Source organism: Brevundimonas sp. UBA2503, from assembly GCF_002341485.1.
GTDB lineage: Bacteria > Pseudomonadota > Alphaproteobacteria > Caulobacterales > Caulobacteraceae > Brevundimonas > Brevundimonas halotolerans.
Genome location: NZ_DDOD01000007.1, coordinates 1 through 21485, shown reverse-complemented (window position 1 = coordinate 21485; position 21485 = coordinate 1). Strand labels below are relative to the sequence as shown.

The 21485-nt window shown below is 66.8% G+C and carries 27 protein-coding genes; 19 read left to right on the top strand and 8 right to left on the bottom strand.

Annotation, left to right across the window (positions count from 1 at the left end; genetic code table 11):
* Window positions 1-9 precede the first annotated feature (9 nt).
* From B4K74_RS01855 to B4K74_RS01845, 3 genes are read right to left on the bottom strand one after another with little or no spacing between them, the layout of a single operon-like run.
* Window positions 10-1461 (bottom strand): efflux transporter outer membrane subunit, encoded by a 1452-nt coding sequence (locus B4K74_RS01855; protein WP_286691510.1) that lies wholly within the window; start codon window positions 1459-1461, stop codon window positions 10-12.
* Window positions 1458-4694, bottom strand: a complete 3237-nt coding sequence (locus B4K74_RS01850; RefSeq protein WP_286691509.1) for an efflux RND transporter permease subunit — start codon at window positions 4692-4694, stop codon at window positions 1458-1460. Before B4K74_RS01850 ends, B4K74_RS01855 begins: the two co-directional genes overlap by 4 nt.
* A gap of 21 nt (window positions 4695-4715) precedes the next feature.
* The gene (locus B4K74_RS01845; protein ID WP_286691508.1) at window positions 4716-5918 is read right to left on the bottom strand and encodes an efflux RND transporter periplasmic adaptor subunit; all 1203 of its coding nucleotides are present in this window, start codon (window positions 5916-5918) and stop codon (window positions 4716-4718) included.
* 176 nt (window positions 5919-6094) lie between these two features.
* On the opposite strand from B4K74_RS01845, the gene B4K74_RS01840 reads away from it, so the two are divergent.
* The 15 genes from B4K74_RS01840 (at window position 6095) to B4K74_RS01770 (ending at window position 13846) form a co-directional block, all read left to right on the top strand.
* Entirely contained in the window at window positions 6095-6670 is a 576-nt protein-coding gene (locus B4K74_RS01840; protein WP_286691507.1) for a TetR/AcrR family transcriptional regulator, read from the top strand.
* 59 nt (window positions 6671-6729) lie between these two features.
* Complete coding sequence (locus tag B4K74_RS01835) at window positions 6730-6981, top strand: aa3-type cytochrome c oxidase subunit IV (protein WP_286691506.1); 252 nt, start codon at window positions 6730-6732, stop codon at window positions 6979-6981.
* Between the two features lie 134 nt (window positions 6982-7115).
* Complete coding sequence (locus tag B4K74_RS01830) at window positions 7116-8249, top strand: Re/Si-specific NAD(P)(+) transhydrogenase subunit alpha (protein ID WP_286691505.1); 1134 nt, start codon at window positions 7116-7118, stop codon at window positions 8247-8249.
* Complete coding sequence (locus B4K74_RS01825; protein ID WP_286691504.1) at window positions 8246-8497, top strand: hypothetical protein; 252 nt, start codon at window positions 8246-8248, stop codon at window positions 8495-8497. The genes B4K74_RS01830 and B4K74_RS01825 overlap by 4 nt, the downstream gene beginning before the upstream one ends.
* Window positions 8497-8832, top strand: a complete 336-nt coding sequence (locus tag B4K74_RS01820) for an NAD(P) transhydrogenase subunit alpha (protein ID WP_286691503.1) — start codon at window positions 8497-8499, stop codon at window positions 8830-8832. Before B4K74_RS01825 ends, B4K74_RS01820 begins: the two co-directional genes overlap by 1 nt.
* On the top strand, window positions 8829-9194 hold the full coding sequence (locus B4K74_RS01815; protein WP_286691502.1) for a hypothetical protein: 366 nt from the start codon (window positions 8829-8831) through the stop codon (window positions 9192-9194). The genes B4K74_RS01820 and B4K74_RS01815 overlap by 4 nt, the downstream gene beginning before the upstream one ends.
* Window positions 9191-9472 carry a hypothetical protein gene (locus B4K74_RS01810; protein WP_286691501.1) on the top strand — a complete coding sequence of 94 codons (282 nt, stop codon included), beginning with the start codon at window positions 9191-9193 and terminating at the stop codon, window positions 9470-9472. The genes B4K74_RS01815 and B4K74_RS01810 overlap by 4 nt, the downstream gene beginning before the upstream one ends.
* Window positions 9469-9804: a nucleotidyltransferase domain-containing protein gene (locus B4K74_RS01805; RefSeq protein WP_286691500.1), complete on the top strand. Its 336-nt coding sequence runs from the start codon at window positions 9469-9471 to the stop codon at window positions 9802-9804. Before B4K74_RS01810 ends, B4K74_RS01805 begins: the two co-directional genes overlap by 4 nt.
* Entirely contained in the window at window positions 9804-10148 is a 345-nt protein-coding gene (locus B4K74_RS01800; RefSeq protein ID WP_286691499.1) for a DUF86 domain-containing protein, read from the top strand. Before B4K74_RS01805 ends, B4K74_RS01800 begins: the two co-directional genes overlap by 1 nt.
* A complete protein-coding gene (locus tag B4K74_RS01795; RefSeq protein ID WP_286691498.1) occupies window positions 10145-11560 on the top strand; it encodes an NAD(P)(+) transhydrogenase (Re/Si-specific) subunit beta in 1416 nt (471 codons plus the stop codon). Before B4K74_RS01800 ends, B4K74_RS01795 begins: the two co-directional genes overlap by 4 nt.
* A gap of 2 nt (window positions 11561-11562) precedes the next feature.
* A complete protein-coding gene (locus B4K74_RS01790; RefSeq protein WP_286691497.1) occupies window positions 11563-11805 on the top strand; it encodes a DUF4160 domain-containing protein in 243 nt (80 codons plus the stop codon).
* Window positions 11780-12037, top strand: coding sequence for a DUF2442 domain-containing protein (locus tag B4K74_RS01785; protein WP_286691496.1), 258 nt, complete (start codon window positions 11780-11782; stop codon window positions 12035-12037). Before B4K74_RS01790 ends, B4K74_RS01785 begins: the two co-directional genes overlap by 26 nt.
* A gap of 138 nt (window positions 12038-12175) precedes the next feature.
* Window positions 12176-12589 carry a cupin domain-containing protein gene (locus B4K74_RS01780; RefSeq protein ID WP_286691495.1) on the top strand — a complete coding sequence of 138 codons (414 nt, stop codon included), beginning with the start codon at window positions 12176-12178 and terminating at the stop codon, window positions 12587-12589.
* Between the two features lie 3 nt (window positions 12590-12592).
* Window positions 12593-13384 carry a hypothetical protein gene (locus B4K74_RS01775; RefSeq protein WP_286691494.1) on the top strand — a complete coding sequence of 264 codons (792 nt, stop codon included), beginning with the start codon at window positions 12593-12595 and terminating at the stop codon, window positions 13382-13384.
* 39 nt (window positions 13385-13423) lie between these two features.
* Window positions 13424-13846, top strand: a complete 423-nt coding sequence (locus B4K74_RS01770; protein ID WP_286691493.1) for a DUF1801 domain-containing protein — start codon at window positions 13424-13426, stop codon at window positions 13844-13846.
* On the opposite strand, the gene B4K74_RS01765 is transcribed toward B4K74_RS01770, so the two are convergent.
* From B4K74_RS01765 to B4K74_RS01755, 4 genes are all read right to left on the bottom strand, one after another.
* Complete coding sequence (locus B4K74_RS01765) at window positions 13831-15336, bottom strand: tetratricopeptide repeat-containing sulfotransferase family protein (RefSeq protein ID WP_286691492.1); 1506 nt, start codon at window positions 15334-15336, stop codon at window positions 13831-13833. The two genes, B4K74_RS01770 and B4K74_RS01765, sit on opposite strands and share 16 nt — an antisense overlap.
* A gap of 71 nt (window positions 15337-15407) precedes the next feature.
* Window positions 15408-15815: a hypothetical protein gene (locus B4K74_RS01760; RefSeq protein ID WP_286691491.1), complete on the bottom strand. Its 408-nt coding sequence runs from the start codon at window positions 15813-15815 to the stop codon at window positions 15408-15410.
* Window positions 15772-16215, bottom strand: coding sequence for a Panacea domain-containing protein (locus B4K74_RS13475; protein WP_414630921.1), 444 nt, complete (start codon window positions 16213-16215; stop codon window positions 15772-15774). The genes B4K74_RS01760 and B4K74_RS13475 overlap by 44 nt, the downstream gene beginning before the upstream one ends.
* A gap of 152 nt (window positions 16216-16367) precedes the next feature.
* Window positions 16368-16613 carry a hypothetical protein gene (locus B4K74_RS01755; RefSeq protein WP_286691490.1) on the bottom strand — a complete coding sequence of 82 codons (246 nt, stop codon included), beginning with the start codon at window positions 16611-16613 and terminating at the stop codon, window positions 16368-16370.
* A 105-nt stretch (window positions 16614-16718) separates the two neighbouring features.
* Here B4K74_RS01755 and B4K74_RS01750 point away from each other — a divergent pair, with 105 nt between their 5' ends.
* Window positions 16719-17696, top strand: a complete 978-nt coding sequence (locus B4K74_RS01750) for a helix-turn-helix transcriptional regulator (protein ID WP_286691489.1) — start codon at window positions 16719-16721, stop codon at window positions 17694-17696.
* A gap of 11 nt (window positions 17697-17707) precedes the next feature.
* Window positions 17708-17836, top strand: a complete 129-nt coding sequence (locus B4K74_RS01745) for a hypothetical protein (RefSeq protein WP_260155209.1) — start codon at window positions 17708-17710, stop codon at window positions 17834-17836.
* A 505-nt stretch (window positions 17837-18341) separates the two neighbouring features.
* Here B4K74_RS01745 and B4K74_RS01740 read toward each other — a convergent pair.
* A complete protein-coding gene (locus B4K74_RS01740; RefSeq protein ID WP_286691488.1) occupies window positions 18342-19766 on the bottom strand; it encodes a helix-turn-helix domain-containing protein in 1425 nt (474 codons plus the stop codon).
* A gap of 159 nt (window positions 19767-19925) precedes the next feature.
* Here B4K74_RS01740 and aceA point away from each other — a divergent pair, with 159 nt between their 5' ends.
* Window positions 19926-21206 carry an isocitrate lyase gene (aceA, locus tag B4K74_RS01735; RefSeq protein WP_286691487.1) on the top strand — a complete coding sequence of 427 codons (1281 nt, stop codon included), beginning with the start codon at window positions 19926-19928 and terminating at the stop codon, window positions 21204-21206.
* A 15-nt stretch (window positions 21207-21221) separates the two neighbouring features.
* A complete protein-coding gene (locus B4K74_RS01730; RefSeq protein ID WP_286691486.1) occupies window positions 21222-21431 on the top strand; it encodes a hypothetical protein in 210 nt (69 codons plus the stop codon).
* The last annotated feature ends 54 nt before the right edge of the window (window positions 21432-21485 follow it).

Below are 21485 nucleotides of genomic sequence, written 5' to 3'. Positions count from 1 at the left end.
CTTCTTTTGTCAGTTCGGCAGGTCTTCGGGGGCCCAGCCGCCGGCCAGCGCCTTGAACAGCTGGATCTGCAGGTCCGCGACCTGGGCCTCGGCCTGCGCCAATGCCGCATCGGTCTGGGCCAGGGTGCGCTCGGCATCCAACACGGTCAGGAAGCTGTCGGCCCCGGCGTCGAACCGCGCCCGGGCCAGCCGCGCGGCATCGGCCGCGGCATCGCGCGACACCGTCAGCGCCTGCCTCCGGTCCAGCGAATGGCCATAGGCCGACAGCGCCGTCTCGGTTTCCTGCAGGGCCACCAGCACCGTCTGGTCAAAGCGCGCCAGCGCCGCTTCGGCCAGACCGCCCGCCGCCTCGATCCGCGACCGGGCTACGGCGACATTGGGGAAGGACCAGCTGATCAGGGGCCCGACGCTGAAGCGCAGCGCGCCGTCGTCGCCCAGTTCGCCCAGATCCAGGGCCGTCGCCCCGACCGAGCCGCCCAGCTGGATGCTGGGATAGAGGCTGGCGGTCGCCACATCGACGCGGGCATTGGCGGCGGCCAGATCCCGCTCGGCCTGGCGCACATCCGGTCGACGGGCCAGCAGGGCCGCACCATCGCCCACCGGAATAGGCTGGGTCAGGCGGGGCGGGGCGGCACAGTCCACGACCGCCTGCGAAACCTCGCGCGGGGTCACCCCCGTCAGGGTCGCCAGACGGAACAGGGCCGCGTCCTTCTGGGCCCGCAGCGGGGGCAGCGCCGCCTGACTGGACGCCACGGCCGAGCGCGCTCGGGCGACGTCCAGACCGGTGCCGGATCCCGCGCCCAGCAACCGCTCGGTCAGCTCCAGCGTCCGCGACTGCAGGTCAATCGTCTGCTCGGCCACCGCGATCTGCACATTGGCGGAGCAGACCTCGGTATAGGCCCGCGCGGTTTCAGCGGCGACGCTGACGCGCACCACATCCAGCGCGGCCTCGGCGGCCCCGGCATCGGCGCGCGCGGCGGCGATGGTCGAGCCGACCCGCCCGAACAGGTCGATCTCATAGGCCACGTCCAGCCCGACGTCATAGGTCTCGGACTCGTCCAGCGGCACGCCGCCTGAACCCGGAACCGTGGTCGCGGCCGGCCGGCCATAGCTGCCGGCACCGGTCAGTGTGGTCGAGGGCAGGCGTGCGGCCCGCGCCTCGCCCAGCGAGGCCCGCACCACGCGCAGATTTGCGACCGCGGCCTCCAACTCATTGTTGTTGCCCAGGGCCTGCAGCACCAGCGTATCCAGCATCGGGTCGTCGTACAGACGCCACCAGTCGTCGCGCGCCGGGGCGCTGACCGTGCCCTGACCGGTGTCGGCGACAAAGCCGCCGGCGGTCGCTTCAGGCAGGACCTGCGGGGTGCCGACCGGCGCGGTGGCACAGGCCGAGACCGTCAGCCCCAGCGCCAGAGCCGAGGCGGCGACGCGCCCCTTCAGCAGGGAAGACAGGCGGATCATACGATTTCTCCCTGGCCCGAATTGGGGGCCGTAGCCGGGGTCGGATTGCGGGTCTCAGGTGCAGCCTTCTTCTTTCCACCCGGCAGTTTCGACGCCACCCACCGCATGAAGACATAGAAGGCCGGGGTGAAGATCAGGCCGAAGAAGGTCACCCCGATCATCCCCGACACCACTGCCGTCCCCAGCGACTGGCGCATCTCGGCCCCGGGTCCGGTCGCCAGCATCAGCGGCAGCACACCGAAGATGAAGGCGAACGAGGTCATCAGGATCGGACGCAGGCGGGTCCGGGAGGCGCGCACGGCGGCGTCCCAGCGGTTCAGCCCTTCGTCCTCGGCCTGTTTGGCGAACTCGACGATCAGGATGGCGTTCTTGGCCGCTAGGGCGATCAGAACCACCAGCCCCACCTGCACGAGGATGTTGTTGTCCAGCCCGGCCAGATTGACCCCGACCATGGCGGCCAGAATGCACATCGGCACGATCAGCACGACCGCCAGCGGCAGGGTGAAGGCCTCATACTGGGCGGCCAGCACCAGGAAGACGAACACCACCGCCATGACGAACACCAGCGTCGCCCCGCCTGAGGATTGCTTCTCCTGCAGCGCCAGACCGGTCCATTCATACGAAAAACCGGGGGGCAGGGTGGCTTCCGCCAGCGCCTCCATCTGCGCGATGGCCTCGCCCGAGGACACGCCCGCCGCCGCCTGTCCCTGTAGCTCGGCGGCCGGGAACAGGTTGTAGCGCACGATCCGCGACGGACCGGCTTCCTCGCGCAGGGTGGCGACCGAGCCGATCGGCACCATGGCGCCCGAGGCCGAGCGGGTCTCCAGCGCGGCGATATCGGCGATGTCGTCCCGGGCCGAGGGTTCTGCCTGCGCCGTCACCCGGAAGGTGCGGCCCAGATAGTTGAAGTCGTTGACATAGGCCGAGCCCAGATAGACCCCCAGGGTGTTGAACACATCGCCGGGCTGGACGCCCATCATCAGCGCCCGGTCGCGGTCGATATCCGCAGCGATCCGGGGCGAGCCGGTGTTATAGGTCGAGAACACCTGATTGACGGCCTCGGGCGCCTGGGCCGCGGCCCCCATCATGGCAAAGGTCGCGCCTTCCAGCGGCACATAGCCCGCGCCGGAGGTGTCCTGCACCATCATCTGAAAGCCATTGCCGTTGCCGAGGCCCTGCACAGCGGGCGGAGCGATGACAAAGATGTTGGCGTCCTGAATGCCCATGGTCGCGCCGGTGATGGCTCCGGCCAGCGCGGCTGCGGCCTGCTCCGCCGTCTTGCGCTCATCGAACGAGTCGAGGCGGACAAAGATGGTCGCGGCATTGGAGCCGAACGAGAAGCTCGACCCGTCCAGACCCGCGAATGACACGACGCCGTCCACGCCCTCGGTGTCACGGATGATCTGTGAGGCGCGGGCCATGACCTCCTGCGTCCGGTCCAGCGAGGCTCCGGGCGGCAGTTGCACAACCCCGATCAGGAAGCCCTGATCCTGCTCCGGAATGAAGCCGGAGGGCGTGTTGAACAGGGTGAAGCCCGTGCCCACCAACAGCAGCGCATAGACGCTGAACACCAGCACCAGCTTGCGGATCAGCCGCGCGGTCAGCCGCCCGTAGCGGTCGGACAGCCAGTCAAAGCCCTCGTTGAACTTGCGCCCGGCAAAGCCGAGGTAGTGCAGGCCGGTGCCCAGCACACCGGGCTTGCGCGCGTGATCGTCGTGCGCCTTGTGCGGCTTCAGCAGCATGGCGGCCATGGCCGGCGACAGGGTCAACGACACCAGCAGCGACACCACCGAGGCCGTGGTGATGACGATGGCAAACTCGCGATAGAAGATGCCGGGGATGCCGGGCACGAACATGGTCGGGACGAACACCGAGACCAGCACCAGTCCGATCGAGATCAGGGCGCCCGACACCTCCTGCATGGAGCGATAGGCCGCCTCCTTCGGCGCCAGACCCTCGCGGATATAGCGCTCGACATTTTCGACCACGACGATGGCGTCATCGACCACGATCCCGACCGCCAGCACGAGGGCGAACAGGCTCAGCGAGTTGATCGAATAGCCCAGCATCAGCTGCACGGCGAAGGTCGCCACCAGCGCCACCGGAATGGCCACGATCGGGATGATCGCCGCCCGCCAGGTCTGCAGGAACACCACCACCACCAGCACCACGAGCAAGATGGCCTCGATCAGGGTGTGCTGCACCGACTCGACCGAGGCGGCGACGAACTCCGTCGGATTATAAGGAATGGAGATGTCCATACCGGGCGGCAGCTCGGCCCGGATGGCCTCGACCTCGGCCATGACCCGATCCGCCGTGCCCAGCGCATTGGCGCCCGGCTGCTGGATAATGGCCATGCCGACACCGCGCTCGCCGTCAAAGAAGCCCCGGATGCCGTAATCCTGCGCCCCCAGTTCGACACGCGCGACGTCGCGGACGCGGGTCACCCGCCCCTCGGCGTCGGTCTTGATGACGATGTTCGAGAACTCGTTCGGGTCGGTCAGGCGGCCCTCGACCTGCACCGGCAGTTGGAAGGCCGCGGCATTGGTGTCGAACGGCGGCTGGCCGATGGCACCGGCGGCGGCCTGGACGTTCTGGGCGCGCAGGGCGGCGACGATGTCCGGCCCGGTCAGACCGCGCTGGGCCGCCTTGGCCGGGTCGATCCAGACCCGCATCGAATAGTTGCCACCGCCAAAGATCTGGACCGCGCCCACGCCCTCAAGGCGCAGCAGCCGGTCACGCAGCGTCGAGTTGGCATAGTTGCCGACATAGTCATTGTTCAGCGACTGGTCCGGGGATGTCAGCCCCAGGATCATCAGGAAGCCGCTCTCCTGCTTGTTCACCGTCACGCCGATCTGGCGCACCTGTTCGGGCAGGCGGGGTTCGGCCAGGGCCACCCGGTTCTGCACCAGCACCTGGGCGGCATCCAGATCCGTGCCGGGGTTGAAGGTGACGGTGACCGCCACCGTCCCGTCCGAGGTCGAGGATGACGAGATGTAGAGCATCCCCTCGACGCCATTGACCTCCTGCTCGATCGGCGCGGCGACGGTCTCGGCCACCGTCTCGGCCGAGGCGCCCGGATAGGCGGTGTTGATGGTGATCGTCGGCGGCGCGATCTCCGGATACTGCGACAGCGGCAGCAGCGGATAGGCGAAGGCCCCGACCAGGGTGATGAAGACCGCGATCACGGTCGCAAAGATCGGCCGGTCGATAAAGAAGCGAGAGATATTCATGGCTGGGCCGGACTTTCCCGCTTAGCGGCGTTGCGACAGGGCGCCCGCCGGGGTGGCGGTGGCGGCAGGCGGGGCGCGGGTCACGGGCGCCTGGGTATCGGTCGGGGTGCGGGCGATCTCGACCGTCTTCGGCGTCACCGGCTGACCCGGACGGGCCCGCAGCTGACCGTTGACGATCACCCGGTCGGTGGGCTCGATCCCCGAGCGGATCACGCGCAGGCCGTCGGACAGCGGGCCCAGCTCGACCGGACGGGCCACGACCATGTTTTCGGCATCGACCACATAGACGACGCGGCGCGCCTGATCGGTGGCGACGGCAGCATCGGGCACCAGCAGCGCCTGATAGGGGGCGGCCCCGGCGACCCGCGCCTGACCGAACAGGCCGGGCTTCAGGAAGCCGTCGCCGTTCTGCACCACGGCGCGCAGGCGGATGGTGCCCGAGGCGGGGTCCACGACATTGTCCGAAAAGTCGACCGTGCCGCTCCAGCGGAAGCCGGTCTCGTCCTGCAGGCGGATGCGGATCGGGGCTGAAGTGCCGTCACGGGCATCGCGCTGATAGCGCAGCATGACCGCTTCCGAGGCCTCGAAGACAAAGTGGATGGGGCTGGAGGCGACGATGGTGGTCAGCACATCGGCGGCCGACGATCCGCCGCCGACCAGATTGCCGGCATCAACGCGGCGATCCGACACGCGTCCGGAAATGGGGGCGGTCACGCGGGTGAACTCGACGTCCAGTTCGCGACCGCGCACGGCAGCCCGGGCCGAGGCGACAGCGGCCTCGGCGGTCTGGACGGCGGCGCGTTTCTGATCGACCTCGGCCTGGGACACGGCCTGGATTTCCAGCAGAGATTCGGCGCGGGCCAGCTCACTGCGCGCCAGAGCGACCTGCGCTTCGGCCTGCGCGGCCTGGGCGCGGGCCGAGGCCAGCGCCGCCAGCGCCGGGCGCGCATCCAGGGTGAACAGCAGCTGGCCCTTCCTGACAAACTGCCCGTCGCGGAAGTGGACCGCCTGGATATAGCCGCCGACCCGGGCGCGGACGTCCACGCTCTGCGGCGCTTCGAAGCGGCCGGTGAACTCGTCCCAGTCGACGACCTGATCGACCAGCGGCGTCGCGACCGAAACCTCGGGCGCCGGCGGCGGGCCCTGCGCTTCGCTCCGGTCCGTGCATCCATACAGCAGGCTCGTGATCAGCACGGCCACGGCCATGATCTTGAAATGGCGCATCTGCGCAGTCTCCGGCGGCCGGGCGCGCCGGCTCAAACAGGTTGGAAAGCGGCACGGCGCGAACGGGGAGGAAGCGCGGTGTCAACGACGGGTGACTTAATGGTGATGTCCGTTTCGCTTGTCAACAGCTGATGACAAAGCCATATAGGCCGTGGGGACATTAACCGGAGATCCGATTGGCCTTTCCCGTCTGCGGACCACGCCCACGCAATGCTGCCGCCACCCGCGCCTCGATCCTCGAGGCCGCGCAAGATCGTTTTGCGCGCGAGAGTTATGATGATGTCGGCATGCGTGACATCGCCGGGGACGCGGGCGTCGACCCGGCCCTGATCGTTCGCTATTTCGGCTCCAAGGAGGGTCTGTTCCGCGCGGCGCTGGATCACTGCCATGAGGGATCGACCCTGCTCGACGGGGACCGCGAGACCTTCGCGACCCGAATCGCCCACGAGATCGTCTACGGCACCAAAAGCCCCAAGAAGATGCAGGGCCTGCAGATCATCCTGCGCTCCATGTCTTCGGCCCGCGCCATGGAGGTGGTCCAGCAACAGTCCTGCGAGCAGTTCATGAACCCGCTCACCACCTGGATCGGGGGCGACCACGGCGCGGTCAGCGCCCGCATGGCGGCGGCCCTGATGATGGGCATGACGGTCTCCAAGGAGATCACCGGCGGCCTCGACCTGAGCGAGGCAGAATGTCGCTCTCTTGAGCAGAGACTGGCCCGCGTGCTTCAGGATATCATCGACGGCGCTTGAGCCCGACGGCCCTGTCGGTATAAGGGCCGCACACCAGACCTTCCGACCGGATGATCCGCATGGCCACCCCCGAGACCGAAACCACCCACGGTGACTACCAAAAGGGCACCCAGCCGGTTCACGAGCAGCAGGCGACCTATTCCCTGTTCATGAGCCTGGCCAAATGGGGCTCGCTGCAGATCGCGGTGGGCATCACCTTCTTCGTGCTGTGGCTGCAGCCGGGTGGCAGCATCGTCTTCGGTTTGGTCGCCGCTCTGGCCCTGGCGGTGATCGGCTACTTCGCGCTCAAGTCAAAGCCCGCGAAGCACTGACCCCGATACACTGACCCCGAGACACTCGACAGGGCGCCGTTTTCGCGGCCCTCTCGCACAAAACCAGCGCTTTACCGTGGGGGACCTGACAGCCTAGGCTGTCGATGAACTGTCCACCCCACGGAGGGATTCGCTTGGCCGTCACTATCGCCGTGACCCGCGAACGCCGAGATGGCGAGACGCGCACTGCCCTGACACCCGACATGGTCAGAAAGCTGACCGGTATGGGTGCGACCGTCGTGGTCGAGACCGGCACCGGTCTGGGCTCCTCCATCCCCGACACCGCCTATGCCGAGGCGGGCGCGACCGTCGCCCGCGACCTCAAGACCGCGCTCACCGGCGCCGACATCCTGATGAAGGTGCGAGGCCCCACGGCCTCCGAGATCAGCGCGCTGCGGCCCGGCACCGTGGTCGTCGCCCTGCTCGACGCCTGGCGCGACAAGGACACCGTCCAGGCCCTGTCCGGCGCGGGCGTCACCTCCTTTGCCATGGAATTCGTGCCCCGCATTTCCCGGGCCCAGGTCATGGACGCCCTGTCGTCCCAGGCCAACCTCGCCGGCTACCGCGCGGTGATCGAGGCCGCGGCCGCCTATGGCCGGGGCTTTCCCATGATGATGACGGCGGCGGGCACGGTGGCGGCGGCCAAGGTGTTCGTCATGGGCGCGGGCGTCGCGGGGCTGCAGGCCATCGCCACCGCCCGTCGCCTCGGCGCCGTCGTCACCGCCACCGACGTCCGCCCCGCCGCCAAGGAACAGGTCGAGTCGCTCGGCGCCAAATTCGTCGCCGTCGAGGACGAGGAGTTCAAGGCCGCCGAGACCGCCGGCGGCTATGCCAAGGCGATGTCCGACGAGTATCAGGCCAAGCAGGCGGCCCTGACCGCCAGCCATATCGTCAAACAGGATGTGGTCATCACCACCGCCCTGATCCCCGGCCGCCCGGCCCCGCGTCTGGTCACCGCCGCCCACGTCTCCTCGATGAAGCCGGGCTCGGTGATCGTCGACCTGGCCGTCGATAACGGCGGCAATGTCGAGGGCATCAAGGCGGGCGAGCTCGCCACCACCGCAAACGGCGTCACCCTGGTCGGCTGGACCAATATGCCCGGCCGTATCGCGTCGGACGCCTCCAGCCTCTATGCCCGAAACCTCGTCGCCTTCGTCGCCCTGATGCTCAAGGACGGCACCCTCGCCGTCGACCTCGACGACGAAATCCTCAAGGCCGCCGCCGTCACCCACGCCGGGGCCATCGTCCATGAGGGGGTGCGGGGATGATGTTGCGTCTCACGCTTTTGATCCTCGGTTGGTCTGCAGTCGTCCTCGGAGCCGTTTACGCCGTGTGGCGGATCTGGCTCGGCTTTGATCAAACAGTCCGTTGGGCCGAAAGCGTTGATGCTCAGCTGATTGTCTCGACCCTGCTTGTCGCTTTGACGCCGGGCGTCTTCGTCTCCGGTTTGGGAGCCTTGATGCTCATGCTCGCTTCGCTGGATCGTCGGCTCCAACGCCTTGAGAGGAAACCGTGATGGAACACGTCGACCCCACCGTCTTTCGTCTGGCCATCTTCGTGCTGGCCATCTTCGTCGGCTATTATGTGGTCTGGAGCGTCACGCCAGCCCTGCACACGCCCCTGATGGCCGTCACCAACGCCATCTCCAGCGTCATCATCGTCGGCGGCCTGATCGCGGCGGCGGCTGTTTCCGAGGCCTCGGGCATGAACGGCTGGATCGCCAAGGGTGCGGGCGTCGCCGCCGTGACCCTGGCCAGCGTCAACATCTTCGGCGGTTTCATGGTCACCCGCCGCATGCTGGCCATGTACCGCAAAAAGGAAAAGCCCAAGGCGGAGGCCGCCAAGGCATGACCGGCGCCGTCGAACCGCTGCTCGAAGTTGTCCCCTCGACGGTCACGGGTCCGCTGGTTCCGTTGTGGATTCGGGGCTGGGCTATCGTCCTCGTGGTCTGTGGGTTGGCTGTCGCGGTATTCCTGCAAATGTTCGCGCGGATGATCCCGCCCCGCCTGTCTCGCCGCATCGAAGTCGGCGTGGCTTCGCTATTCTATCCCACAGTCTTGTTTCTTTGTGCCTATCAGACGGTTGAGGTCGCTCAAGGCGGCCCTTGGTGGCGCGTGCTTCTGAATGCGGGGCTACTCGTCAGTATGGGCTACTGGGCCTTGTGGGCCTTGAAACATCGCCGCCTCCTCCCTCCCATGGAGCCGGAGCGTTGAGTCCCGACCCCACCCAAATTGCCGAAGCCGGCGCCTGGATCGCCACCGGGCTAGGCGCGGGCATGTGGATCTGGATGTTCGTCAAGGAACGCGATCCGATCCGCCGGGTGCGTCTGAACGACTGCGGCGTGGTGCTGGTGTTTTCGGCCATCCTGACGCGAGTCGTCATCGACGGTCGCCCGCTGGACCCGTTCGACTGGGCCTTTCTGATCCTCAGCCCCCTGTTCATCGCCGCCGCTCTGTGGCGCCTCGCCCGCACCCAGGGGATGGGGCGATGACCGGCCGGGGCAGGGAGGATACCGTCCGTGCCTTCGAGGGCGCGCCCCTGCTCGATCATGTGCTCGCGGTCCTGCGCGACTATCAGGCCGCAGCCCATGCGGTGGGGGCCGAGTTCGTCGGTGTTGTCGGTTCGGTCGCCCGCGGCGAGGCCACCGACGACAGCGATGTCGATGTGGTCTTCGACGTCGTGGGGCAACTGGACTACTGGCGCCTAGGCGGGCTTCAGCAGGACTTGCAGGACGCGGTCGGCCGCAAGGTCGATCTGGTGGACCGCGCGATGATGATTCCGGAGCGATGGGCCTGGATGTCCCGGGACCTCGTACCGCTGTGATGAACCCGGCGATCCGTTTCCTGCTGGAGGATATCGTCGCCTACGGCAGCGAGGCCGTCGATATTGTCGGCGACCGTGACGCCGGGACCATTCTCGCGGACCGCCTTCGCGAGCATGCAGTCTTGCGGACGGTCCAGATCGTCGGTGAGGCCGCCGCCCAGATCCTGAAGACCCAACCGGAAGGGATCGCAGACCTGGAACTGCGGGACGCGGCTGGCTTCAGGAATGTGCTTGTTCATGGCTACGCAAAAGTCCGCATGGAGCGCGTGGTCGAGATCGTTCGCCGATCGCTACCGCCGCTGATCGCGGGTGCCCGTACCGTCCTGGGGGAAGAAATCGAATGACCGCATCGCTTGCCGCCCTGGCCTATCTGGTCTCCGGTGTCCTGTTCATCCTGTCCTTGCGCGGCCTCTCCAGTCCCGAGACCAGCCGACGGGGCAATACCTTCGGCATGGTCGGCATGGCGCTGGCCATCGCCGTGACCCTGGCGACGCTGGGCCTCACCGATGCGCTGGATCCTCTGACGCTCGGCCTGATCGCGGGCGGGGTGATCGTCGGTGGCGGGGCAGGGGCCCTGATCGCCGCGCGGGTGCAGATGACCCAGATGCCCCAACTGGTCGCCGCCTTCCACAGCCTGGTCGGCATGGCCGCCTGTCTGGTCGCGGTCGGCGCCGTCTATGCGCCGGTCTCGTTCGGCATCGCCACGCCCGAGGGCGGCATCAAGATGCTGTCGATCATCGAGCTGGGCCTCGGCCTCGCCATCGGCGCCATCACCTTCACCGGTTCGGTGATCGCCTTTGCCAAGCTGAACGGCAATATGTCGGGCGCGCCGATCCTGCTGCCCGCCCGTCACCTGATCAACATCGCTCTGGCGCTGGGGCTGGTGTTCCTGATCGGCATTCTGATCGGCACCGGCGGCACGGCCACCTGGGCCTTCTGGGGCGTGTTCCTGATCGCCCTGATCCTCGGCGCCACCCTGATCATCCCCATCGGCGGGGCTGACATGCCGGTGGTGGTGTCCATGCTCAACAGCTATTCCGGCTGGGCCGCAGCGGCGCTGGGCTTCACGCTCGAAAACATCGCCCTGATCATCACCGGTGCCCTGGTCGGCAGCTCCGGCGCCATCCTCAGCTACATCATGTGCAAGGGGATGAACCGCAGCTTCATCTCGGTGATCCTGGGCGGCTTTGGCGGTGACAGCGGCCCGGCGGGCGCCGGCGCGGTCGAGACCCGCCCCGTCAAACAGGGCTCGGCCGAGGACGCCGCCTTCATCATGAAGAACGCGTCGAAGGTCATCATCGTCCCCGGCTATGGCATGGCCGTGGCCCAGGCCCAGCACGCCCTTCGTGAAATGGCGGACAAGCTCAAGGAGGAGGGGGTCGAGGTCAAATACGCCATCCACCCCGTCGCCGGCCGGATGCCCGGCCACATGAACGTGCTGCTGGCCGAGGCCAACGTCCCCTACGACGAGGTGTTCGAGCTGGAGGACATCAACGCCGAGTTCGCCTCCTGCGACGTCGCCTTCGTCATCGGCGCCAACGATGTCACCAACCCGGCTGCCAAGACCGACCCCCAGTCGCCGATCTACGGCATGCCCATCCTCGACGTCGAAAAGGCCGGCACAGTCCTGTTCATCAAGCGCGGCATGGGCAGCGGCTACGCCGGCGTCGAGAACGAGCTGTTCTTCCGCGACAACACCATGATGCTTTTCGCCGACGCCAAGAAGATGGTCGAAGGGATCGTGAAGGGGCTTTAGCCATGCCGACGGTGCTCCGCTGGAACGGCTACCGCTTCTATTTCTTCTCGAATGAAGGGTTCGAGCCGCCACACATCCACATCGACAAGGCAGGCTGCTCGGCCAAGTTCTGGCTGTCGCCAGTCGCGGCAGCCCGCAATATCTGCTATTCTGCGAAGGAGATGGCCGAGCTTGCCCGCAAGGTTGCGGAGGAGCGTGACGGCTTTCTGGAGGCTTGGAATGGCTATTTCGGCCGTCAAAATTGATGAGCGGGTTGCCGACGTCGAGGTCACCGACGCCGAACTGATCGTGCGCCTCCACGACGGACGTCGACTGGCCGCCCCCCTCGACTGGTTCCCGCGCCTGAAAGCAGCCTCACTGGCCGAACGCGCCCATTGGGAACCGGCGGCCGCCGGCCTCGGCATCCACTGGCCCGACCTCGACGAAGACATCAGCGTGGCAGGTCTGCTGAGGGTCGCGGCATCGCGAGCGGCGTAACACCTCCAAATCTCCGCTCATCCCGGCGGAAGCCGGGACCCAGTTCTTTGGCCGAGGCAGGAACGGCCAGCCGTGTGGCCGCTGTTCTTTCTGGGTCCCGGCTTCCGCCGGGATGAGCGGGGGGATAGTCTCACGCCCATGACCCCCGCCGACATCATCGCCCTGCTGGACCTCGCGCCGCACCCCGAGGGCGGCCACTACCGCGAGACCTTTCGCGATCCGCGCACGGTCGACGGGCGCTCGGTGGGCACGGCCATCTATTTCCTGCTGTGTGCGGGCGAGCGGTCGAAATGGCACCGCGTCGACGCGACCGAGATCTGGCACCACTATGTCGGGGCCCCGCTGGCGCTGGACATCGACGGTATCGGTCGCCTGATCCTGGGCCCGGATATTGAGGCGGGCCAGCAGCCCCAGATCATCGTCCCGACCGGTAAATGGCAGGCCGCCGAAAGTCTCGGCGACTGGTCCCTCGTCGGCTGCACCGTGGCGCCCGGATTCGAGTTTGCCGGATTCGAAATGGCCGACGATGATGCGCCTCAGGGGAGGGCCTGACCCATGTCCGAGCTGACGACCAAGAGGGCTGACCCTGCAAACAGGTCGGTCTGGCGCGGTCGTCGCTGGGCGGCTGCCGTGGGCGTCGTTGCATTTGTGGGCATGGTGCAAGGTACAGCCCAAAACTGGGGGCCATGGTCCCGGTTCCAGTCGGAGCTTGTGGGGGCGCCAATTATTGGTTGGCAGCATTCATCGCAGTGGGTGGAGGTTGTCGGTTATGCCTTGTTAGGTTGGAGCCTTGTGGTGGTCATTCTGGCTACCGAAGACTTCAGACCCCGCTGGGTCTGGAGCTGGGGAGGGCTGGCAGTTGTGGCGCTGATCAGTCTCAGCACCAGCTTAGCCGCTTCGCGAAATGGCGTGGCGCTTTACGCGGACCGGCTGGTCTGGCGTCAGGGCATCTTCTCCGAACTCCGAACCACTTCGCTATCGGAAATCACCAGCCTGAAAGTCAGCTGCGAGATGGTCCGCCCCTATAGAAGCTTTGATCCCAATAAACTCGTTGATCACTCCGTAGTGAGCATTCGCCTGAACGATGGAAGCCTGGTCGTGCTTGAGGATGGGATGACAGGTTACCGACACTCCGCATTGTCACGCCATCGACTTCCGGTCCTCATTAGGCAGCTTGGTTATCTGCCGAGACAGGTAGACTCAGCTGACCCTCGTTGTGTGGATCTGATTGTTTTGCGGTTCGAGCCGCAGGATCAACCCTATGTCCGGTCCTTGTTTTCAGGGGATGCGGTGCGGGCATCCTTGAGCCGTATCCCTGAGCGTGAGACGATCCACTGGGGGCGATAGGTGGCCTGCCGCTCGCAACATTTCCCTTGAGGCTGACCCATGTCCGGGCTGAAAACACTGCCGACCGACGCCTCGGTCGAGGATTTCCTCAATGCCGTGCCCCATGCGGGCCGGCGGGCGGACGGCATCGAGCTGGACGCCCTGCTGCGCGCGCGCACCGGCTGCGACCCCGTCATGTGGGGCCCGTCGATCGTCGGCTATGACCGCTATACCTATGTCAACACGACCAAAAAGCCCGCCAACTGGCCGATCATCGGCTTCTCGCCGCGCAAGGCGAACCTGACGCTCTACATCATGCCGGGTTTTGCCGAGCGGCCCGATCTGATGGACGGACTGGGCAAGTACAAGACCAGCGTGTCGTGCCTCTATCTCAACCGGCTGGCCGATGTGGACCGCGACAGGCTGACCGCCCTGATCGACTGGTCGATCGCCACCATGCGCGAACGCTACGGCGTGTCGTAGTTGATACCCGGCCCGTAATAGGTGTCGAAGAAGGGCTTCATCGGCGCCTCATACCGCTTCCACGCCGCCTTGGAGGAGGCATAGAGCGGCTGGCGCACCTGGGCGAAGCTGGCGGTGGTCACGGCCCGGTCGGTGGCGTGGAAGTCCTTGACCTGATCCTCCCAGTCCAGCCCCGCGTGATCCAGAATTCGCCTCATCCAGGTGTCGGGATCATCGACCAGCTGCTCATAGGGCACGGTCAGCAGGGTCTCGGGCGGCAGGACGCGGGTCCAGTGTTCATGCAGCCGGTCCTCGCCCCGGAAATGCCGGGCGATGTCGGTCAGCGACCGGGTCCAGTCGGCGCCCTTGACGAACCGGGTGCGGAAGCACGACCAGGCGATCCCCGCCGGATGACGCCGCAGCCAGATGAATTTCGCATTCGGCAGGCACTGATGGATCAGGCCCAGAAACCGCGTCTGGTTCAGCGTCTTGTCGATCACACGCCCTTCGGTGCCGAAGCGTTCATCCATCAGGTGCAGATAGGCCCGGCCGATCCGGGTGGCCAAAGTCTCTCCGCCCGGCTGGGCAAAGGCGGCGCGCACGGCGTCAGGCGTATAGCCCTGCACCGACATGGCGGCGTGGCGGAACAGATTGACCTCGGCCCCGTCATGGACCGCCGAGTGGCTGACCAGGATCTGCTCGACCAGGGTCGTCCCCGAGCGCGGCAGGCCCAGGATAAAGATCGGCCGGTCGCTGTCGATGTCGCTCTTCGGCAGGCTGTCGATGAAGGCGCGGTCATAGCCCCTCACCACCTGATCGACGAACAGGTCTGACTGGTCGGCGTTAAAGGTGCTGTCCGGCATCTGCAGCTGCCCGGCCTCGTGAAAGGCGGCGAACGCCTTGTCCGTCTGGCCGGTGTCGTCATAGGCCTTGCCCAGCGCATACAGCAGCACCACCCGGTTCAGCCGCCGCTCCGGCGCGTGACCGATGCGGGCGGCCAGCGCCTCCATGGCCGGAATGTCCGGATCGTCGGCCGTGAACTTCTTGATGCCGGCCAGCACCGCCCAGGCGTTCTCCGCCCCCAGCGCCACGGTCGGCAGGTCCAGAATGCGGCGCAGATTGGCAATCGCCGCCTCATTGTCCCCGAACTGCACCTGACAGGTCGCCAGAAAGTGCAGCGCCGCCGGATCATTGGGCCGCTCGCGCACCAGCGCCTGGGCCTCGCGCAGGGCCTCTTCCGACCGCCCGTTCTGGCTCAGCAGATTGGCATAGGCCTGACGCGACTCCGGCGTCGGCGCCGCGGCGATATTGCGGCGTGCGGCGGCCAGCGCGATCGACACCTCGCCCATGGTCGCCGCGAGGCGCGAGACCGAGGCCCATTTCGTCCCGATCGGCGGATCGGCCTTGATCGCCCGCGCCAGCTTGTCAGCCGTGGTGTCGCGGTCGCGGGCCTTGAAAGCCTCGACCGCCTCATTGATCAGGCGGGCGCCGTCCTGGTGGGCCGTCGTCATACAGGTCTGTCCTCCGTAAGCCGATGAGGGCTAGCGGCCCCGGCCCCGGATCGCAAGGGATCAGACAATCCCTAGTTCGAGCTTTCAGGAGGCGGCTTGAACAACCCGCGGGCAATGAACCCTACAAGGCCAATGGCCGCCAATGCGGTACTCCCAACCAGAGACGCCAGAACTTCGATCGGAAGATCAAATCCAAAAAGCCCAAAGCCTGAAGTGACAACCAGAACGGCCACAACGATGGAATACACCTCCAGATATCGGAGGATCCGCCCAGCGTATGTCTTTCTCATTCGTCGATCCGCCGCCACGTTTTTGATACGTGAGCGGGCGAGTTTCAACTCTAGGCCTGCCTTCTCGACGGCCATTCTTTCCATGAGGTCGTGGGGGTCCGGGCTATCAATGTCCTCGACAGCAGCTACCCCTACGTCAATATCCTCAAGCGTTAGCTGATGCTCTTCCGGTTCTCGCGAGTTCGACAAAATGGTCTCGGATCATATTTGAGGGAATGTCGTCAAACTTGCCCAGCCCGCCGTTGTAAACTTGAGTCCAAGGCGTTCCGTCACGATGGGTAAGCGCAGATAGCTGAAAGGCATGAAACTTCCCGTAGTCCCGGTATACGCGCGTTACAATTGCTCTTTCGTCGCCACTTAGAGCGGCTCTCGCCGGGACGTTCTGTTCATCCTCGAACATTCCGGGAATGAACTCCGAGTTCCTGATTTCCCGCGAAACTTCGTCCCGTCCATAGGATCGCAACGCCCTATGGAGTTCGGGATATACGGGTCCATATGTCCAAGCTTGAGGACTATCAGCGGTGAGCGGTTCGCCTCGGATTGCCAAGCTCCAGCCGTTGGCAATGTAGACGAGTTTCTGAAGCTGCATCTGCGTCAGGCCCTTACCGTCGTCGGTGGCCAGTCGGATGAACTCGTTAGCGATTGCTGGTGACCAAGCTGCCATAAAGCTCCTCCTTCCTATGGTCATATATAGTATCTGGAACAGAAATAGAACTGGGGCCTTCCCGTAATCTTTTGGGATCAGGCGGCCATGGCCGGGATCCAGCGGTCCTGATCGCTGATGCCGGGGGTCCAGCGGGCCTCGTCCCACAGCTGGTCCTCAACCGTATAGCCCGCGGTCGCCGACAGGTGGATCACATCGACCACCTGCTCCTCCAGCCGGTCCCAGATGACGGCCAGATCGCTGCAGCCATCGGCGTCGCACGGCACGGTCAGATAGCGGCCGGCCAGGCGGGTCGGGCGGGGGGTGGGGGAAGCTTGGAACATGGGTCTGATCCTTGTTTGGCGGGGCCGGATCGCTCCGGCGCTTGATGACAAGGCTAGAATGGCGCACACATACGTCAGAAACGGTCGTAGGCATCCGGAGCCTCCATGCGGCATGACAAGGCAGCGCTGATCCTCGACCTGGCCCGCCGTCTGGCGGCCAGTTCCGAAGGTCTGTCGCTCGACGACATGGCGCGTGACCTCGGCGTCAGCCGCCGCACGGCCGAACGCATGCGCGACGCGGTCCTGATGATGTTCCCGGCGGTTGAGGAGGTCTCCGACCCCCCGCACAAGCGCTGGCGCATTCGCGGCGGCCTGTCCGCCTTTGAACAGGCCCCCACCGCCGGCGAACTGGTCGAACTGGCCAAGGCCTCGTCGGGCCTCAGGCTGTCGGGCGAACCGGGCCGGGCCGCCGCGCTGGAAGGGCTGGAGCGCAAGATCAAATCGGCCATGCGCTCGACCACCCTCAATCGTCTGGCGCCGGATCTCGAGGCCCTCGTCCGGGCCGAGACCATCGCCGTCCAGGCCGGCCCGCGCCCCACGGCGGACGAGGCCGAGCTGACCCCCATCCGCCACGCTGTGCTGGCCGAGCGGCCGCTGGGCTTTGTCTACAGCCGCCCCGGCGCCCCCTCGCGCCGCCGCATCGTCACCCCCTGCGGCCTGATGTTCGGCCGGGCCAACTATCTGGTTGCCGCCGACCGCGACAGCGGCCGCATCCAGACCTTCCGCCTCGACCGGATGAGCGCCATCACGGTCGAGGAGGGCACCGCCCGCCCGCCCGAGGGCTTCGACCTCCAGGCCTTCGCCTCCCGCTCGTTCGGCATCTATCAGGACGAGGTCGAGCAGGTGGAGCTTCTGGTCCTCCCCGAGGGCGCGGACGAGGCCCGCGCCTGGCGCTGGCACCCCACCCAGACGCTCGAGGACCTGCCCGACGGCTCGGTGCGGGTGCGCTTTACCGCCTCGGGCATGCGCGAACTGGCTTGGCACCTGTTCACCTGGGGCCATCAGGTCCGCATCCTCGCCCCCGACCGCCTCAAGACCGCCATGGCCGAGGCGCTGGAGGCGGCGAAAGCGGCGTTGGGCTGACAGCCGCCATTGTGAAGCCGGCGCCCTTCCACAAGGTCGCAGGCACCTTCTTGCTGATGGTCTACTGGGTCATCGGCGTCTGGGTGATGCAGGGCCGCCTCAAAGCCTTGCGGCACAAGCTTGAGGCTGCACCGGAGTAGCGATCCCGCACCCTTTGTCATCCCGGACGCCCCGCAGGGGCGATCCGGGACGGCGGTCCCTGCACTCCATCCCTCCCGGAAATCGCTTGTGCGATTGTCCGGGAGACGGCCCGCCCCATCCGCCCGTCTCCCGGACAGCCGTTCCGTCTTCCGGGATGCCCATAACCACAGGAGCACCGTCCCGGATAATCGCTGACGCGATTTCCGGGATGACAATCCGAAACCTTCACCCGCACCGCCGCCCCCTCCGTCACGACGCTTGCGCGTCGCGCCACCTCCCCATGCAATGGGGAGGAGATGAAAAGGGCGGCCGCCGCCCCCCGCACGCCCCCCCCTGTGTCCTCCGTGGCTTCTCTTCGCTGTGCTCGCTGTGAAGAACCTTGGACCGTCAGCCATACCCCACACCCCTTCCGCTTCCCCGGCGCAGGCCGGGGCCCAGAGCCACAGGCAGACGGTTCGCCCACCCTCCTGGACCCCGACCTCCGTCGGGGAAGCGGATGTAGAGTCACACCGCCTCAAACGGATAGGGGCTGACCGACTTGGTCCAGTCGTCGACCGCCAGCGGCCGGTCCAGCGGCGGGGCGGCGCGTTCGGCGCAGGGGTGGCGCAGGCACAGCCGGCAGGCCGGGCCGATCGGCGTCACCTCGGGCGCGGCCAGATCGAGGCCCCGGCTATAGACCAGCCGCGGCGCATGCTTCAGCTCGCACCCCAGTCCGATGGCCAGATCCTGCCCGCCGTCGTCGGCTCCGTCCCCCTGCCGCCCGACCGTGCGCGCCAGGGTGAACCAGCGCCCGCCCTCCGGCGTCTCGATGATCTGGGTGACGATCCGCCCGGGCGTGCGGAAGGCCGCATGCAGCCGCCAACGCGGGCACGCCCCGCCAAAGCGCGAGAACGGAAACGCCCCCGAGGCATAGCGTTTGGAGATATTGCCCGCCTGATCGACCCGCATCAGGAAGAAGGGCACCCCCCGCGCCGTGGGCCGCGACAGGGTGGTCAGCCGGTGCGCCGCCTGTTCAAACGACACGCCGAACCGGGCCGTCAGCCGCCCGAGGTCATAGGCGGTGTCCTCGGCCGTCGCCTGAAACGGGCCGTAAGGCATCAGGGTCGCGGCCGCCAGGGTGTTGGTCAGCGACACCTTCAACAGCCGCCGGGTCGCATCATCCGGCGGTCGCGCGGCTCCGGTCATGGCCTCCAGCTCGGCCCCCTGCTCGCTCAGGGCCAGCTGATAGGCGACGGCAAAGGCCCGCGACGACGGCCCCAGCGTCTCCGACAGCAGCAACCGCCGCCGGTGCGGATCGAACCGCCGCGTCCATTCGACCATCACCTCGGCCGGCATCACCTTGACGGTCAGATGGTGTCGCGTGGCCAGCCGCGCGCGCGCCGCCGCCTCAAAGCTGTCGTGCACCCCCCCCGCCGGGTCGAACAGGGCGGCATGAAGCGCCTCGCCCAGCGTATCCAGCTCGGCGAAATGGTTGTTGCGCGACTGGATGTGGTCCCGCACCCAGTCGGACGGCGTGCCCGTTTCGACCCCGCCGTGCTCGGCCTCGATCCGGCTGCGGCTGCGCTGTTCGGCCAGCGACCGGTAGAGCCGGATCAGGGCCTCGGCCGCCCCCGGCAGGTCCTCGCCCAGCTGCAGCATCTCATGGCGGGGCACGCTGATCCCGGCAAACAGGGGGTCGGCGAACACCTCGGCCAGCTCGGCCTCGCCGACGCCTCCCTGATTCAGGGCGCGCAGGTCGACGTCATAGGTCTCGGCCAGTCGCAGCAGCAGCTGCGCCGTCACCGGCCTCTGGTTCCGCTCTATGTGATTGAGATAGCTGGGGGAAACGCCCAGGTCGGCGGCCATGGCCGTCTGCGTCAGGTCCAGCTCGCGCCGCAATCGCTTGAGGCGCCCCCCGAGAAACAGCTTGCGATCCGGCGCCTGATCCATGGCTGCAGCTTGTCATATTATGACTGAGATGCAAGTGTCATGATGTGACGAAATGTCAGGAATGCGACCGCTCGGCGTGTATCAATCGTGACTGTCGCGTGTTTCCTTCCTCGCAACCGGTGGCCGCGCGCCGCCTGCATCCAAGACGAGGGACTACCCATGACCACTTTCGCCGATCTGGTGCCGTCGCCCAAGGGCCGCTTTGACGGGATTGAACGCCCCTATACGCCGGAAGACGTCCTGCGCCTGCGCGGCTCGGTGACCCCGGCCCAGACCCTGGCCCAGCGCGGCGCCGACCGCCTGTGGGAGCTGCTGCACAGCGAGCCCTACATCAATGCCCTGGGCGCCGTGACCGGCAACCAGGCCATGCAGATGGTCCGCGCGGGCCTCAAGGCCATCTACCTCTCGGGCTGGCAGGTCGCCGCCGACGCCAACACCGCCGGCGCCATGTACCCGGACCAGTCCCTCTATCCCGCCAATGCCGCGCCGGAACTGTGCCGCCGCATCAACCGCACCCTGCAGCGCGCCGACCAGATCGAGCACGCCGAGGGCGGCGCCAAGCGCGACTGGTTCGCCCCGATCGTCGCGGACGCCGAGGCCGGCTTCGGCGGGCCGCTGAACAGCTTCGAGATCATGAAGGCCTTCATCGAGGCGGGCGCCGCCGGCGTCCACTTCGAGGACCAGCTGGCCTCCGAGAAGAAGTGCGGCCACCTCGGCGGCAAGGTGCTGATCCCGACCCAGGCGCACGAGCGCAATCTGGTCGCCGCCCGTCTGGCCGCCGACGTCATGGGCACCTCGACCATCACCGTCGCCCGCACCGACGCCGAATCGGCCCAGCTGATCACCTCGGATGTCGACGAGCGCGACCATCCCTTCATCAACCGCGAGGACCGCACGCCCGAGGGCTTCTTCCGCCTCAAGCCCGGCACCGGCCTTGACCACTGCATCGCCCGCGGCCTCGCCTATGCCAACATCGCCGACCTGCTGTGGTGGGAGACCTCCCACCCCGATCTCGACGATGCGAAGAAGTTCGCCGAGGCCATCCAGAAGAAGCACCCCGGCAAGCTGATGGCCTATAACTGCTCGCCCTCCTTCAACTGGGAGGCCAAGCTGGACAAGGCCACCATCGCGAAGTTCCAGCGCGAGCTGGGCGCCATGGGCTACAAGTTCCAGTTCGTCACCCTGGCTGGCTTCCACAGCCTCAACAACGGCATGTTCGAGCTGGCCTCGGGCTATCGCGACCGCGGCATGGCGGCCTATTCCGAGCTGCAGCAGCGCGAGTTCGCCAACGAGGCCACCGGCTACACCGCCACCCGTCACCAGCGCGAGGTCGGCACCGGCTATTTCGACCAGGTCGCCACCGTCATCTCGAACGGCCAGTCCTCGACCACGGCGCTCAAGGACTCGACCGAAACCGCCCAGTTCGTCGCCGCTGAATAAGCAAGGAACCCACCCATGGAACCGATCAAATCGACCGACGGCATCATCGACTTCTGCCTCGCCCCGCTCAGCCTGGACTCGGGCTCCGAGTCGGAGCGCGAAGTCCGCCGCCGCATGACCCACGTGATCCGCACCCTTCAGGCCAAGCTGGCCGGTCCGGTCGCGGTCGACTTCTCGAACATGCCCTCACAGGTCATCAACGAGGCCGCCCACGGCTATGAATAACTGATCCTCCCCCGCTTGCGGGGGAGGTGTCGGCGCAGCTGACGGAGGGGGAGG